Here is a 15,121-nt window from a genome sequence, read left to right as displayed (position 1 = left end):
TTCAGGAGGACACTTACATGAAATTGTTGATCATTGGTTCAGTTGCCGCCGGGACATCGGTTGGGGCAAAAGCACGCCGGAACAGTGAAGATTTACAAATTACGATTTACGACCGCGATCAGGACATCTCCTATTCCGGTTGTGGAATTCCGTACTTCGTCGGTGGCGAAATTGCCGACATCGACGAATTGACACCACGCGATGCCGCATTCTTCAAAAAACGTTATAACATCGACATCCACACCCGACACGAAGTCGAATCGATTGATCACGCAACGAAAACGGCGACAATCGTTAATCTAGCGACCGGTGATCGGTTGACGGATACGTACGATACGCTGGTGCTTGCGACCGGTGCGTCAAGCATCGTTCCGCCCTTACAGGGTGTTGATCACGACAACGTCTTTACGGTTCGCAATGTCCGGAATGCCGATGCAATCCGCTCGTACATCGACGCCCATGATCCAAAAACGGCAACGATTGTCGGCGGCGGTTTCATCGGTCTTGAGATGGCCGAGCAACTGACATATCGCGGGATTCAGGTGACACTCGTCGAACGCCTGCCGCAAGTCATGCCACCGCTTGACCGTGACATGGCAGAACGGGTTGCTGATCATTTAAGAGATAAAGGCGTTTCACTGCTGCTCGGTGAATCGGTGACGGCATTAAACGGGAAGGAACGGGTCACGGACATCGCCCTTGAGAGTGGCAAATCGATTGAAACAGAGCTCGTCATTCTGTCAGTCGGTGTCAAACCGAATACGGATCTCGCTAAGCAGATCGGCGTTGAACTCGGGCAGACGGGTGCAATCGCCGTCAACCGGAAGATGCAGACGAATCTGCCGGATGTTTATGCCGTCGGTGATGTCGCAGAAAGTTTCTCCGTCATTACCGGAGAAGCGATTTACCGTCCGCTCGGCTCGACCGCCAACAAGATGGGTCGGATTGCCGGGATGGTCATCACCGGGGAAGAAGCGGAACACCGCGGTATTCTTGGAACCGGCATCTTCAAGGCTTTTGATCTGACGGTCGCACAGACCGGTTTGACGGAAAAAGAAGCGCGGGAAGCCGGATACGACATCGAAGTTCTCCATAACATCAAACCGGATCGTCCGGAATACATGGGTGGAAAAGAAATGACGATCAAGGCGATTGCCGACCGGGCGACAGGACGGGTCCTTGGCGCACAAATCGTTGGTCCACAAGGGGTCGACAAACGAATCGATGTCCTGGCGACAGCGATGACGTTCAAGGCAAAAGCAGAGGATTTGTTCCACCTTGACTTGGCCTATGCGCCACCATTTGCGACGACAAAGGATCCGGTGCTCTATACCGGGATGGCACTCGACAATGCCATCAAAAAAACAGCCCGTTTGATGACACCAAGTGAGTTGATCGAACAAGTCGCAAACGGTAAGTCGTTCCAAATCATCGATACGCGCTCGAAAGCCCAGTTCGAAAAAAATCACGTCGACGGTGCGATTCATATCCCACTCGGTGAACTGCGGACACAGGCGAAGGAACTCGATCCGACGTTGCCGACGATTGTTTACTGTAACAAAGGGGTGACCGGAAACGCTGCTCAAAACGTACTCAAGAACCTTGGTTTTACGGATGTCTGTAACTTATCCGGCGGCAATAAAAACTATCAACATTGCAAAAAGTGTCTGACCGAGTAATGGTCCGATGACAAAAAGCGGTTCTTCTTCGCAGAAGAGCCGCTTTTTTTACTGCGCATACCGGTAAGTATGTTCAATTCGTTGACGGATGCTGTCCGGCAAGGAAGCAGCGAGTGCGGTTTGTAACCGTTCCGGCGCGTCGAGCGGGTGAGACGTCCAGTAGTCTTCAAGGAGACAGACTTTGGATTCGCGTCCCGGCATCAATAGATAGAAGACGTACCAATCCTCGAGATGCATGAACGGATAGGATTGTCCCCCGCCACTGACCTGTTCCGTCACAGCCGTCTCATCAAAAATGAATGAAAAAACGCCTGCTGTATGTTGAATTTTGAAATCGACGATGAGATCCAGTTCAACGCTTCCAATCGTGTATTCTTCAAACCGGCGTGTCAAAAAAACTCCTTTATCTTGAGACGGCTGTTGTTTACCGAACTGCTTCAAAATCCGTTCAGCCACAGCGAAATCGTCCGGATGAAAGAGCAAATCCACATCGTTTGGATGCTCCACCAACCCATGGTGGGCGAGGAGAACCGAACCACCAATGCCCCATCTGACGTGAGCAGAGGCAAAGAGTGGGGAAAGGAGAGAAATCACGGATTCAATCATTTAAAATTCCTCCTGTGCAAACTATTGATTCTGTGAAATTACATTCAGCTTAGCAAACAAGCGCACTGAAATGAATCATTTTTTGGTCATCACCACTGTATTCTCAGGATAGGATTTCTGAAGACGTTTAAGCGACCTACTCAAATCCAACTCCGGTACTACACAAGGAGTTCATCGATTCGGATGAACTCCTTTTTAGTATGGATCAAATTTAGCGCTTAAAAATAAAAAAGACCAAAAGTGTTCCTTTTTGAAACTAATGGTGCTAGACTGTGGATATTCAAAACTGGACAGGATGTTGAGAAAAGAACGCTTCTCAACAGAAAGGTGGAAGAAACAAATGAAAATGAGTGTACGAGAACAATGGTTCTCAAATGTCAGAGGTGATGTATTGGCAGGCATCGTTGTTGCGCTTGCTTTGATTCCGGAGGCGATTGCCTTCTCGATCATTGCCGGTGTCGATCCGATGGTTGGCCTGTATGCTTCGTTTTGTATTGCCGTTATCATCGCCTTTGTCGGTGGGCGACCGGGGATGATTTCAGCGGCGACCGGAGCGATGGCACTTTTGATGGTCCCGCTCGTCAAGGAATACGGGCTTGACTATCTGCTCGCCGCAACAATTTTAACCGGAATCATCCAAATTGTATTCGGGGTCTTGAAAGTCGCGAAAGTGATGAAATTCATTCCGCGTGCCGTGATGATTGGTTTCGTCAATGCACTGGCGATTTTGATTTTCATGGCGCAGGTTCCGCATTTTATCTGGATTTCTACGATGACGTATGTGTTCGTCGCGATGACGCTTGCAATTGTCTATCTTTTGCCCCGCTTTTTCAAGGCAATTCCCGCACCGCTGATTGCGATTGTCGTTTTGACGATTGCGGCGATTTATCTGAAAGTTGATTTACGGACAGTCGGTGATCTTGGGGTGATTCAACGGTCGTTGCCGTCGTTCTTCTTGCCGAACGTCCTGTTGAACTTCGAGACGTTACAAATCATTTTCCCGTACTCGCTTGCACTGGCAATCGTCGGGTTGCTTGAGTCTTTATTGACAGCAACGATCGTCGACGACATGACCGGCACGGAAAGCGAAAAAAACAGTGAAGCGCGGGGGCAGGGGATTGCCAACTTCATCACCGGATTCTTCGGAGGGATGGCGGGATGCGCCATGATCGGTCAATCGGTCATCAACGTCAAGTCAGGCGGGCGAGGCCGGCTGTCGACGCTTGTCGCCGGACTGTTCCTGATGTTTTTGATCATCGTCCTCGGAAATTGGGTCATTCAAATTCCAATGCCGGTTCTTGTCGGAATCATGATCATGGTCTCGATCGGCACATTTGACTGGTCGTCGTTTACGTATCTCCGCAAAGCACCGAAAGCGGATGCGTTCGTGATGCTCGCAACGGTCATCATCGTCGTCGCGACACACGATCTCTCGATCGGCGTCATGGCCGGCGTCGTGTTAAGTGCGCTATTCTTTGTCGCCAAAGTCTCGAAAATCAAGGTCAAGCAACAGATAGAAACCGGAAAAACGGTGTATACCGTCAAAGGTCCGTTGTTCTTCGCTTCGGTCGATCATTTCATCGCTTCATTTGATTATGAGGAGACGAACCAACAGATCCGGATTGATTTCAGCAACACCCAAATTTGGGATGATTCGGCCGTCGGAGCGATTGACAAGATGATGCTCCGCTTGATGGCGAATCAAAACAAAGTCGAACTGATCGGATTGAATCCGGAAAGTAAGAAGCTGATTGATCGGTTGGCGGTTCATCAGGATCCGATCCCGAAAATTTCCACACATTGAGTTAAGGAGGAACGGTTATGTATCGACATATCTTATTAGCCGTCGACGGTTCGGAACATTCCGTCCGTGCGGCGGAAGAGGCCATTAAGATTGCCCGGCTCAGTCCGGACAGTCAAGTGGAAGTCGTTTACGTCGCTGACTTCGGAAAAATCAAAGACGATGTCCTGCATACGGAAGGAACGGCAGGACTTGAAGTCGCCCGCAGAAAAAGACTGGCACCGGTCGAAGAAAAGTTAGAAGCAGCTGATGTCTCCTATTACGTGACGATTCTTCGCGGTGAGCCGGGTCCGACAATTGTGGATCACGCCAATCAACAGCATGTCGATTTAACGATTATCGGTAGCCGGGGATTAAACGGTCTGCAGGAGATGGTCCTCGGCAGTGTCAGTCACAAGATCGCCAAGATCGCCAAGATCGCCAAGCGCGTCAAATGTCCGGTTTTGATTGTGAAGTGACGAGTGAATCTTTTTTTGGAAATCGCACATTACAACGATTTATGTGTCTTGACCCAGGGGATAGTCAAAAAAAAGAGGGGGTCATTCTAATGAAGAAGACATATTTGGTCCCGGTTCTAGGTCTTGCCTTATTTGCAGCAGGATGCGGCAATTCGGACAATCAGGAAACGGAAAAAGTCGAGGAAACAACGACGACAAATGATACCGGCTTGAAAGATGACAGCTCAATGAAGGACGATACGGCAACGAATCAGGATCAGGATACGGTGACGGACAATGCCGACAAGGATTACGGATTCGTCAGTCTGTCGGTTGAGGCGGATACTGCGGACACGATGGACGCCGTCGACATCAGTTATGACCGGGACAACGACGGAACGGAAGCCGATTACAAGATGAACGGTGAACAGTCGCAAGGCAACGAAGCGATGAAGATGCTGGATGCAAAGCTCGACGAACTGAATCTTGATGCCGATACGGCAAATGATGACGCGATTGCCCAAGTCGAGAAAGTCTTTGGCATTAAGGACACGACCCGGCTTGAAGTCGAGATCGAGTTTGCCGATGGAACGGAAAAAGAATTCAAGAAGTAAAAATAGAGGTGCCAAGCGGCGCCTCTATTTCTTTTCTCTCCATGATATGATAAGAACGTATTGTAAAATATTTCAATCGGGGGTTGTGAATTATGGAAATCACAAGTGGTACGACGGAAGACGGGCAATGGATCCGGGAACAACTGATTGCTTATAACCGGCAACACGTTCCGGCAGCGCTCTATACGGAAGCGGAACAATATTGCTTTTTGGCATGGAATGAAGACGAAGAACTCCTGGGCGGTGTTACGGCAAGTTATGTGTGGAATCATCTGCAGGTACATTTTTTGTGGGTCGATCCGAAAAACCGAATCGGCGGTACCGGGAAACAGCTGATGGTAAAAATCGAATCGATTGCCGAAGAGAAATCATGCAGTAAGATTTTGCTCGATACGTTCAATTTTCAGGCACCGGGATTTTATGAGAAGCTCGGGTTTGAAGAATACGGTCGTCTCGCCGATCATCCGGCGGAAGGGCAGACGCAATACTTTTTCGTCAAGTATTTATGAACGTTCAGCGTTGGTAATGATAGACCCAGGCCGCCATGTAGGAAAAGGTTCCTGCTGTTAAGACAAACGCAATGGCATAAAACGCAAAGTTTGGAAAAATCGACATCAGCGGAACATCAAACAACAAGGCAATCATCAATATCGGTAAGGTGATTAAAAAGCTCACGTATGCGGCACGTGTTGCTTTTCCTGTAATCACTTCCTCCCGTTCATCTTCATCAGAAAACTCAGTCGTCGACGACGACCACTTGGAAAAAGAACTTTTTTTATCTGTCCGCATCCAGTAGCCGGTGACTGAAATTCCGATTGCGACCAAAATAATCGGAAGTATGATGGACAGGTCCAGAGTAAAATTAAAACCTGTACCATTGACCGGATTATTTTGAAAAACGTTTAGCTGATCATGAATCGAACTTATGAAAATCGCAGCCAAAAAATACATACAAATATTCAAACACGATTGGATGACGACACGTTTCATTCCGATTCCTCCTCAAGATAAAAAATCGATTCGACAGGACGTTCAAGCACCCGTGCAATCTGCATCGCCAGTAACAAGGACGGGGTATAGCTGCCTTTTTCAAGTGAGATGACTGTCTGGCGTGTGACACCGATCATCTGAGCAAACTGTTCCTGCGTCCATCCGTTGCTGCTGCGCAACGATTTAACCCGGTTGATTAGTTTCATCGCAGGTCTCCTTTAATCATTGATACTTAGATTGTAAAGTCTATTTTACATTTTGTAAAGTAGACTTTACATTCGATGATAATAAAATAACTCGTCCATCCTTCAGACGAGTTACTAAAAAACACCGTTACGACTTTTGATAGCGACGATTATTCCACCAGCGCAACAGACTGCCGACTGCAATGAAGGTGATCATGATGACGAGACAACTGACTGTCACGATGAACACTCCTTGCTTCGAGGCATTCAAGAAAGGATACGGATAAAAACCGGTTAAACTTCCCCGGATCAGACTGTACACCAAGTACAGCAACGGGAAGAGCAGCCAACTTAAAAATTGATTCCGTGAAAGACGGCTCGGGGAGCGGATCAGTAACCAATCAAGTAATCCGACAAGCGGCATGACGTAATGAAGGACCGTGTTTACCCAGGGAATCGGTGTTTGTAAACTTTCTTCAAGCCCTCGCAGCAATACGAAGTAAACGATGCCGGTAATAGTCATGTACAAAGCTGCAGCTCCACGGACACTGGTTGCGCGTTGAAACATCTTGTTCGAACTGGCGGTGATCAGTAAGACAAGTGCAAGAAATAAGTTACTTAAAATCGTAAAATAGCTGAAGTAGTTAACCGGGTTGAAACCGGGACGACTCGTGCTGGCATAGAATTGATAGCCGACGGCCAAAAGACCAAGCAGACCAAAACCTAATCGGACGATACGCAGAAAAGAGGAAGACATGTCGAAACACTCCTTTTTTTGACCGGATAATAGAGTCTTCGACAGCCGAGTCGGAGTTCCTTGTCGAGAAGGTACTGTTACTTTTTTGAGAGTCTTTATCAAAAATCATCGAAACTCTTGAATTTTCGGAATATTCAACCGATAATCGGGTAACTAACACAAAACGATGATGGTTGGCTTAGAGAGAGAAAGGAGGCGCCGACATGATGCCGGAATTGTTACCTGATGAACGTGAACTGGAGCGGAGGATTCGAATCGTCCATACGTTGCGTAAACTCGGGAAATCCGACGAATCCATCGCGAAATCATTATATGTCTCCCTGGAATGGGTCCAGTCGGTTTTTGATGAAGACGACTGGCGGCATGCGCAATCCTCTTAAGAAAGAACGGCAGAGTGTCGGATGACGCTCTGTTTTTTTGTGTGGCAGTGGGCGCGCGCGCTGAATTTCGGTACACTGGAAAGGAAATCACTGGAAAGAAGGAATGACTCATGAAACAAGTCGCCATCATCGGTGCCGGCATCACCGGGCTATATGCCGCTTGGCGTTTGCAGGAGACGGGGTACGACGTAACCATCTTTGAAGCCCGTGATCGGATCGGAGGACGGATTCTGACCGAAACGTTATCTTACAAAGGACAAATATACGATTTTGATCTTGGACCGACCTGGTATTGGCCGGACACGGAATCGTTGATGACGAACCTCATCAATCTGCTGCAACTGCCGACACTCATTCAGGCGACGCATGGAACGATGATGCTTGAGAGGTCACCGGGACAAATTGAACAGCATTCCTTACCGGACGGGCAAACGGTCTTGTCGCATCGACTGGTGAAGGGAATGGAAAGCGTGCCGAATGCATTGGCTGAAAAACTTAGTCCGGATACGATTCGTTTGTCACACCGCGTCACCACCATTCTGAAAAAGAAGCAGGTTGAACTGACGATTGAACATCAAGGGACACAGACGCAACAGTCGTTTGATCATGTACTCATGACGTTACCGCCACGACTCAGCAGCCGGATGATCTGGATTCCCACTTTACAGGAAGCCGTGCACCGACAACTTGAAGCCACACCGACCTGGATGGCCGGACAGGCGAAAGTCGTTATCGTTTATGAAACACCGTTTTGGCGACAAGCGGACCGGTCGGGCTTTGCCATCAGCTGGTCAGGGATTTTACAGGAAATTCATGATGCGTCGCCGCAAACCGGACCCGGTGCTTTATTCGGCTTCTTCCGTCTGACGGCATCAGAACGCGCGGCTTTCAGCGAAGCGGAATTGAAGCGGCAGGTTATTGAGCAGTTGACCCGTTTATTTGGACAAGAAGCCGGTCATCCGTTAGCTGTCTTTTATCAGGACTGGGCAAAGGAGCAAGAGACGGCAACGATAGCAGATGCGGCACCGTTAACCGACTTTCCTGTCTATCAACCGATTGACCTCGAAGATCCGTGGAAGGACACGGTGACGTTACTCGGAACGGAAAGTGATCCGGCGTTCGGCGGTCATCTGGAAGGGGCGTTGCAATCGGTCGAGCGGTGGCTGAAGATCATCAATTTCAAACCGAGTGAAGAGGTGAGCGAATGAAAAAGGTAGAGATTTTGCATTATGATGTTTTTACGACAACGCCTGGAAAAGGAAATCCTGCTGGTGTTGTTTTAAACGGAGATGCGTTGGCACAAGAACAAATGCAATACATCGCGGCACAAACGGGTTTTACAGAGACGACGTTTGTGTGTCAATTGAATCAACCGGTTCCTCGCTTGAGATATTTTTCACCGAAATCTGAGATGAATCTCTGCGGTCATGGCACAATCGCCGCATGGACGGCGCTTCAAGAACATAATTCGGAACGAGAACTGGGTCATGTAACCGAGACGAAAATTGGTCAACTAGCGATGGAGACGGTTCGAACGACGGAAGGGATTCAAATCCGGATGCGACAGGGGAGAGCGCGATTCCTTCCATTCGAGGGTGATCTGGAACCTGTTCTTGAGAGTATTGGCTTGGAGTCACATCAACTGGATGAACGTTTTCCAGTCATCTATGGAAGTACGGGAAACTGGACGCTGATCATTCCGGTTAAACGATTAAAAGACTTTCTCAATATGCGTCCGGACAATAAACGATTTGCTTCAGTTTTAAAACAGATTCCGGAAGCATCCATTCATCCGGTTTGTCTTGAAACCTATATGTCGGACGCTGATATGCATGGAAGACATTTTTCTGCAACACAGTCTGGAACAGAAGAGGATCCGGTGACTGGTACCGCAAGTGGTGTGATGGGGATTTATCATGCTGCATACATAAATCTACAATCCCAAGGACGACAGGTCTTTCAAGTGGAACAGGGACATGAAATGGGACGCGAGGGACTGGTTGAAGTTACAGTCAACCGTAATCAAACAAATTGGGAAGTAATGATCGCAGGAATCAGTGTCAGAAACACCTCTCAAGAAATCACTCTTTAAGAAATGGAGAATCACCATGCAACCATTACAAGAAACATTCCACCGAGCATTCGGCACATACGGCATCTATTTTAATGAAGGAAAACTGCTCGTCATCCATAAGCAGGGCGGACCGTATACGTACCGGTACGATTTACCGGGCGGGAGTCTGGAAGACTTTGAGACGTTACCGGATGCACTGGACCGCGAATTCCAAGAGGAAACCGGGCATTCGGCACATACGGCATCTATTTTAATGAAGGAAAACTGCTCGTCATCCATAAGCAGGGCGGACCGTATACGTACCGGTACGATTTACCGGGCGGGAGTCTGGAAGACTTTGAGACGTTACCGGATGCACTGGACCGCGAATTCCAAGAGGAAACCGGGCTGACGGTCCGTTCAAAACGATTAATCGGGACGTTTGAATTCGTCATTCAATCCGACTGGTATCATGCGTCGCACCTGCATCATATCGGAGTGTTTTTCCAGGTGATAGAGGCTGACGGCGGGCGATCTGTTCCAAAGATGTTTGACGGACAGGACTCAACCGGTTCGTCCTGGGTCAGCCGGGCAGACGTCGATATGTCCAACGCATCACCGCTGGTCTTAAAAGCCTTTGACTATTTGGAAAATCCAAAGACCGAGACAATGATGCGAATCGAGAATTGGATTGTGAAACAGTATGTGGTGTCATGAAATTGATAACGAAAAAAATCTATCATCTTTTATGATGAAGTTTAATCCATAAAAAAAGCCCAAATGTCTCTCGTATTCCGACTTGGATACAGAAGAGATTTGGGCTATTTCATTAAGATGATTTTTGTTCAATCGTCTGTTCAGCCGGCTGTTGTTCCCGCCAGACGAACGTCAAGGCGATTCCGATCGCGAGCATGACCGTCGCGAAGTAAAATGGATAGTTGAGATCTACGTCAAACAGAATCCCGCCGATGATCGGTCCGAGAATATTCCCGATACTCGTAAACATCGAGTTCATCCCGCCGACGAAACCTTGTTCGTTCCCGGCGATCTTCGACAGATACGTCGTGACAGCGGGGCGCATTAAATCAAAGCCGACGAAGACAACCATCGTCACGAGAATAATCGAAAGATAACTTGTCACATAGGTCATGACAAGAACCAATAATGTCGAACCGATTAAGCTGTACCGGATGAGACGAATCTCTCCGAACCAGCGGGTCAGCCGTTCAAACAAGCCGACTTGGACGATGACACCGACGATTGCCCCGAGTGAAATCGCGAGCGCGATGTCTTTCGCCGTGAAGCCGAACTTCCGGTCGACGAACAGCGCGAACAGTGACTCAAACGACGCGAGTCCGAATGAAGAAATCAGCAGCACCATAAAGGCGATGAAGTAGAGCGGTGAAAAGACTTTCCGGAAACCGGTTTTTTGCTGCGGTGTTGTCGTCTGTTCATAATGGCGTTCCGGTTCGCGTAATGTAAAGACCGACAAAATCATTGCCGTCAAGCCAAACGATGCGGCAAAGAAAAACGGCACCTGGGTCCCGATGTCGGCCAGGAAGCCGCCGATGCCGGGTCCGATGATGAATCCGGTCGAAATCGCCGCCGACATATAGCCGAGGGCTTTCGGACGTGTTTCGTTTGTCGTAATATCCGCGATGAACGCTGTGACGGCCGGCATGATGAAGGCGGCACTGACACCACCTAAAATCCGCGACGCGAATAAGACTTCGACCGATTGACCGAGACCAAACAGCAGTTCCGACATGCTGAAGATGAACAGACCGATGATGATCATCGGCTTGCGGCCGTACTTGTCGACGGCCCGGCCGGCGAGCGGAGATAACACAAGCTGGGCAAAGGCGAATGCCGAGACCATGTAACCGACGGTCGAACCGGAAATGTCCAGCTCGTTCATGATCGTCGGAGTGACGGGAATGACAAGGCCAATCCCTAAAAAGGCGATAAACAGGTTAAGCAACAGGGTGCCTAAGATCAATTTGTTATTTTGCATGGTGAATCCCTCTATTTCTGTAGTTTAAATCATCAGCGGACAAGTCCCCGCCAAAAAATCGGCCAGACGGCAGTAAAACGTCGTTGATAGGCCTCGACACCGTTGTAGACGAACTCGGTCATCGTACCTTCCGTCACCGTCAAATAGGCGAGGGCGGCACTGGCATAATCGTCCGAATATAAAATCTGTTCTTGGCGGTCGCGTTCCCGCAACAAACGGGTCAAATGGCGTTGCATCGTATCAAAAAACGGATTAATCAAATCCGTCACTTCCCGTTCAAGTTTGACTGGCGGAAAATAGGCAATCCGTAAAATAAATTTCAATTGATCATTTTGGGTGCTCTCCTCGAGAAACCACGCAAAAAAACCTTTCAGACTCTGTTCGAGCGACAGATGACGGGTCGAGATAAAGTACGTGGCGAGATGCGTTTTTTGTGTGTCGAGTGCGTAACGCATCGCCGTCAAAAATAAATCGTCTTTTCCGCGATAGTGGGCGTAAATCGACGGTTTTTTAATTCCGACTTCCTGCGCAATCTCTTGTAAGGACGCGCCCTCGTAGCCATGTTGGGCAAAATGCCGCAGGGCCGTTTGCAATAATAATGAAGCTTTCATTCAATCACCTTCCTAACGGTCGTTAGTTAACAGCCTAACAGATTCAAAACGATTGTCAAACAAAAAAGCCGAAGGTCGCGGGGACCTTCGGCTGCATGCATTCGATTATTTGTTGGCGATACGACCGCGTGATGCAACACGTGAACCTGTGATGCCGGCGATTGATGTCACAATCATCGTTAAGATGAGAGCGACGAAGCCCCAGATTGAAACTTTAGATGCTGTTTGTGTCGCTTGTTCTGTTTGAACACGGACATCTTCAACTGTTTTCTTGAGATCAGCTGATGTTTCATCAAGTGTTTGTTTTGCGTTTTCGATTTGTTTGCTTGTTTCGCTTGTTGCCTGGTTTAAACCGTCAACGATGTTTTTCGTTGCTTTATCTGCTTCTGCTTGTGAGAGATCTGTGTTTTGAGCAACGGCTTCAGCAATTTTGTCTTCATCGACTGAGTTTTGGATTTTTTCTGAACGTGCTGTCAATTTGTCACCAAGATCGCTGACGATTTTATCGAAGTCTTCCGGTTTTGTTAAGACATCTTTACCGGCTGCTGTTGCGTCATCTTTGACCGCATCGAGCTGACCTTGCAAGTAGTTTGGTTGTAATTCTTTAATGTCTGTATCTTTTAGAATTTCATCGACATTGCCTTCAAGTTCTTTTGTATCGACGTCTGAGACATTGTCTGTGACTGAGCTGAATCCTTTTGAGACAGCGTCTGATGTTGTGCTGGCGATTGCGCCGACACCTTGACCTGCTGCACCACCGACTGTACCAAGTACTGAACCAACTGTTTGGAATGTGTTGATTGTCGTGAATGTCAACAAAGCGAACAAGAGAATGACGCTTGTTGACCATGTGAGGAAACCATGGACGAGTCCGGCACGTGACGATGTCACACCCGAAACGAAACCAGCGACGAACAATGAGATTAACAACGACAGGATTGCCCAGATGGCTAAGCCGATTCCGACACCGTCAAACGGATTATCCGATGTCACATCCGTGACACCAAAACCGATTGCTGAACCGATTAAGCTGAATGTAATTAAAAGTGCAAAAAATGATACGACTCCCGCGATGATTGAACTCCACGAAATGTTTCGACCTGCTCCATCTGCTTCCGGTCGCAAGTACGACGAGAAACCTTTTCTTGTTTTTTCCATAATAATCCACTACCTCTCCACTTACGATTTTTGCGTAAATCATTTGATTTCAAGAAACTTGACGTTAAGCTGTATTAACTTGAGATGTTGATGTGCATAGGTCTTATATTGCCGGTAAACCACCTAAACAAACCTAGTATCAAAAGTACTCCTTTTAGAAACTGAAATCAGATTATTCTGAATAATCAAGTCATTACCAAAGGCAAAACAATTGAAATCCGGAAAAAGATTCGTTATGATTGTAACTAGAACGTTTTACTGTACGGTTTGATGATGGAATCATTTTTGCGATTCAAAATTATTCTCATGGAGGTGACCCCCTGTTTCAGGGGACAGAATTGGACATATTGTTAGTATTGAATTTGGCATTACTGGTGTTGTTGATTGTCTTGACGGCGTTTTTCGTCGGATCGGAGTTTGCCGTCGTCAAGGTGCGGATGTCACGGCTTGATCAAATGATTCAGGAAGGAAACAAAGGAGCGGTCTTGGCGAAGAAAGTCGCAAGCGATTTGGACTATTACTTGTCTGCTTGTCAGCTCGGAATCACGATCACGGCACTGGGACTCGGAGCGCTCGGGAAACCGACCGTCGAAAAGTTGCTTGGACCGGTATTTGATGAGTTTGGTGTCGCAGCGGCCCTGTCGACGGTTCTCTCCTATACGATTGCGTTCGTTTCGGTGACGTTTTTACACGTTGTCATCGGTGAACTTGCTCCGAAGACACTTGCCATCCAGTACGCGGAACGGATGACATTACTGCTTGCACCGGCTTTGTATGTGTTCGGTAAAATCATGTATCCATTCATCTGGGTGATGAACGGTTCAGCACGTGTTTTCCTGCGTCTGTTCGGCGTTCAGCCGGCCGGTCACGAACAAGCCCATTCGGAAGAAGAGTTGAAGATCATCATGTCGCAAAGCTTCAAGAGCGGTGAGATCAATCAAACGGAACTTGCGTTGATGCAAAATGTTTTTGCGTTCGACGAGCGGGTGACGAAGGATATCATGGTGCCGCGGATGAATGTAACGACGCTGTCGCTCAGCATGACATGGGCCGAAGTCTTGCAAATCATGACGGACAATCAATACACGCGTTACCCAGTCATCGAGGATTTTGACAAAGATAAAATCATCGGCTACGTCAATGTCAAGGAAGTCCTGACCGATCAGGCAAACGATCAACAACGCGACTTACAGAAGTATATGAAAGACATTCCGGCCGTCTCCGAAATGACACCGCTTCAGGAAACGTTGCTGAAAATGAAGGTGACGCGTTCCCACATCGCGCTCGTCATCGACGAGTACGGTGGAACGGCAGGGATGATTGCGATGGAGGACTTGCTTGAAGAAATCGTCGGTGAAATCCGTGATGAATTCGACGAAGATGAACAAGCCGACATCGAGACGATTTCGAAGACAGAATACCACCTGTCCGGGACCGTGTTACTGGCAGATTTACAGGAACGGTTTAACCTGACGTTTACTGACGCGGACGAAATCGATACGATTGGTGGATTCATCCAGGCGCAAGGGACGGATTATCAAGTTGGGGAAACGCTATCGATGGAAACGTATGATTTGGAACTCTTGCACGTCGAAAATTATCAAATCCAGCAGGTGAAACTGGTATTAAAACAGTTGTCCTAACCAATAAACCGCCCCTCGATTCGAGGGGCGGTTTTGCATTAGAAATATGAACTTGAGTTACAAATGATGTTGTCAGTGTTGAGAGTGTTGATGATGAGAAAAGGTCTCTTTTCGAGCAAAAAATATTATGTGTATGATGGATAGTTTCTACATGAATAGTTACATGAGAAATGCCTATTTGATCAAGCTTGTA

General features: G+C 47.8%; 18 protein-coding genes. 11 read left to right on the top strand and 7 right to left on the bottom strand.

Annotated features, from left to right (window positions below; genetic code table 11):
* The first annotated feature begins 17 nt into the window (after nucleotides 1-17).
* Nucleotides 18-1,679 carry an FAD-dependent oxidoreductase gene (locus MUN34_RS07020; protein ID WP_247857272.1) on the top strand — a complete coding sequence of 554 codons (1,662 nt, stop codon included), beginning with the start codon at nucleotides 18-20 and terminating at the stop codon, nucleotides 1,677-1,679.
* Between the two features lie 48 nt (nucleotides 1,680-1,727).
* On the opposite strand, the gene MUN34_RS07015 is transcribed toward MUN34_RS07020, so the two are convergent.
* Nucleotides 1,728-2,285, bottom strand: coding sequence for a nucleotidyltransferase family protein (locus tag MUN34_RS07015; protein ID WP_247857271.1), 558 nt, complete (start codon nucleotides 2,283-2,285; stop codon nucleotides 1,728-1,730).
* 340 nt (nucleotides 2,286-2,625) lie between these two features.
* On the opposite strand from MUN34_RS07015, the gene MUN34_RS07010 reads away from it, so the two are divergent.
* The 4 genes from MUN34_RS07010 to MUN34_RS06995 all read left to right on the top strand — a co-directional run bounded on the left by MUN34_RS07010 (nucleotide 2,626) and on the right by MUN34_RS06995 (nucleotide 5,646).
* Nucleotides 2,626-4,089 carry a SulP family inorganic anion transporter gene (locus MUN34_RS07010; protein WP_247857270.1) on the top strand — a complete coding sequence of 488 codons (1,464 nt, stop codon included), beginning with the start codon at nucleotides 2,626-2,628 and terminating at the stop codon, nucleotides 4,087-4,089.
* Nucleotides 4,090-4,106: 17 nt separating this feature from the next.
* On the top strand, nucleotides 4,107-4,544 hold the full coding sequence (locus tag MUN34_RS07005; protein ID WP_247857269.1) for a universal stress protein: 438 nt from the start codon (nucleotides 4,107-4,109) through the stop codon (nucleotides 4,542-4,544).
* A gap of 89 nt (nucleotides 4,545-4,633) precedes the next feature.
* Nucleotides 4,634-5,137 (top strand): YusW family protein, encoded by a 504-nt coding sequence (locus MUN34_RS07000; RefSeq protein WP_026828430.1) that lies wholly within the window; start codon nucleotides 4,634-4,636, stop codon nucleotides 5,135-5,137.
* A gap of 92 nt (nucleotides 5,138-5,229) precedes the next feature.
* On the top strand, nucleotides 5,230-5,646 hold the full coding sequence (locus tag MUN34_RS06995; protein ID WP_247857268.1) for a GNAT family N-acetyltransferase: 417 nt from the start codon (nucleotides 5,230-5,232) through the stop codon (nucleotides 5,644-5,646).
* A 4-nt stretch (nucleotides 5,647-5,650) separates the two neighbouring features.
* Here the strand turns inward: MUN34_RS06995 and MUN34_RS06990 are convergent, their stop codons facing one another.
* The 3 genes from MUN34_RS06990 to MUN34_RS06980 all read right to left on the bottom strand — a co-directional run bounded on the left by MUN34_RS06990 (nucleotide 5,651) and on the right by MUN34_RS06980 (nucleotide 7,069).
* Nucleotides 5,651-6,127 carry a DUF2178 domain-containing protein gene (locus MUN34_RS06990; protein WP_247857267.1) on the bottom strand — a complete coding sequence of 159 codons (477 nt, stop codon included), beginning with the start codon at nucleotides 6,125-6,127 and terminating at the stop codon, nucleotides 5,651-5,653.
* The gene (locus MUN34_RS06985) at nucleotides 6,124-6,333 is read right to left on the bottom strand and encodes a helix-turn-helix transcriptional regulator (protein WP_247857266.1); all 210 of its coding nucleotides are present in this window, start codon (nucleotides 6,331-6,333) and stop codon (nucleotides 6,124-6,126) included. The genes MUN34_RS06990 and MUN34_RS06985 overlap by 4 nt, the downstream gene beginning before the upstream one ends.
* Nucleotides 6,334-6,460: 127 nt before the next feature.
* Nucleotides 6,461-7,069 carry a Pr6Pr family membrane protein gene (locus tag MUN34_RS06980; protein ID WP_026828426.1) on the bottom strand — a complete coding sequence of 203 codons (609 nt, stop codon included), beginning with the start codon at nucleotides 7,067-7,069 and terminating at the stop codon, nucleotides 6,461-6,463.
* Nucleotides 7,070-7,272: 203 nt separating this feature from the next.
* On the opposite strand from MUN34_RS06980, the gene MUN34_RS06975 reads away from it, so the two are divergent.
* The 5 genes from MUN34_RS06975 to MUN34_RS06955 all read left to right on the top strand — a co-directional run bounded on the left by MUN34_RS06975 (nucleotide 7,273) and on the right by MUN34_RS06955 (nucleotide 10,219).
* A complete protein-coding gene (locus MUN34_RS06975; RefSeq protein ID WP_200868719.1) occupies nucleotides 7,273-7,449 on the top strand; it encodes a hypothetical protein in 177 nt (58 codons plus the stop codon).
* Nucleotides 7,450-7,559: 110 nt separating this feature from the next.
* Nucleotides 7,560-8,657: a flavin monoamine oxidase family protein gene (locus MUN34_RS06970; protein ID WP_247857265.1), complete on the top strand. Its 1,098-nt coding sequence runs from the start codon at nucleotides 7,560-7,562 to the stop codon at nucleotides 8,655-8,657.
* Nucleotides 8,654-9,541 carry a PhzF family phenazine biosynthesis protein gene (locus MUN34_RS06965; protein ID WP_247857264.1) on the top strand — a complete coding sequence of 296 codons (888 nt, stop codon included), beginning with the start codon at nucleotides 8,654-8,656 and terminating at the stop codon, nucleotides 9,539-9,541. The genes MUN34_RS06970 and MUN34_RS06965 overlap by 4 nt, the downstream gene beginning before the upstream one ends.
* Before the next feature lie 16 nt (nucleotides 9,542-9,557).
* Nucleotides 9,558-9,914: an NUDIX domain-containing protein gene (locus MUN34_RS15970; RefSeq protein WP_247857263.1), complete on the top strand. Its 357-nt coding sequence runs from the start codon at nucleotides 9,558-9,560 to the stop codon at nucleotides 9,912-9,914.
* On the top strand, nucleotides 9,797-10,219 hold the full coding sequence (locus MUN34_RS06955; protein WP_247857669.1) for an NUDIX domain-containing protein: 423 nt from the start codon (nucleotides 9,797-9,799) through the stop codon (nucleotides 10,217-10,219). The genes MUN34_RS15970 and MUN34_RS06955 overlap by 118 nt, the downstream gene beginning before the upstream one ends.
* A gap of 112 nt (nucleotides 10,220-10,331) precedes the next feature.
* On the opposite strand, the gene MUN34_RS06950 is transcribed toward MUN34_RS06955, so the two are convergent.
* From MUN34_RS06950 to MUN34_RS06940, 3 genes are all read right to left on the bottom strand, one after another.
* Nucleotides 10,332-11,516, bottom strand: coding sequence for an MFS transporter (locus MUN34_RS06950; RefSeq protein WP_247857262.1), 1,185 nt, complete (start codon nucleotides 11,514-11,516; stop codon nucleotides 10,332-10,334).
* Nucleotides 11,517-11,548: 32 nt separating this feature from the next.
* Nucleotides 11,549-12,127 (bottom strand): TetR/AcrR family transcriptional regulator, encoded by a 579-nt coding sequence (locus MUN34_RS06945; protein ID WP_247857261.1) that lies wholly within the window; start codon nucleotides 12,125-12,127, stop codon nucleotides 11,549-11,551.
* A 105-nt stretch (nucleotides 12,128-12,232) separates the two neighbouring features.
* A complete protein-coding gene (locus tag MUN34_RS06940) occupies nucleotides 12,233-13,285 on the bottom strand; it encodes a hypothetical protein (RefSeq protein ID WP_247857260.1) in 1,053 nt (350 codons plus the stop codon).
* A 338-nt stretch (nucleotides 13,286-13,623) separates the two neighbouring features.
* Between MUN34_RS06940 and MUN34_RS06935 the strand changes: the two genes are divergently transcribed.
* A complete protein-coding gene (locus MUN34_RS06935; protein WP_247857259.1) occupies nucleotides 13,624-14,928 on the top strand; it encodes a hemolysin family protein in 1,305 nt (434 codons plus the stop codon).
* Nucleotides 14,929-15,121 lie beyond the last annotated feature (193 nt).

It is taken from the genome of Exiguobacterium sp. 17-1, assembly GCF_023096305.1.
GTDB classification, from domain to species: domain Bacteria; phylum Bacillota; class Bacilli; order Exiguobacteriales; family Exiguobacteriaceae; genus Exiguobacterium_A; species Exiguobacterium_A sibiricum_A.
This window is presented reverse-complemented; position numbering and strand designations above follow the sequence as displayed.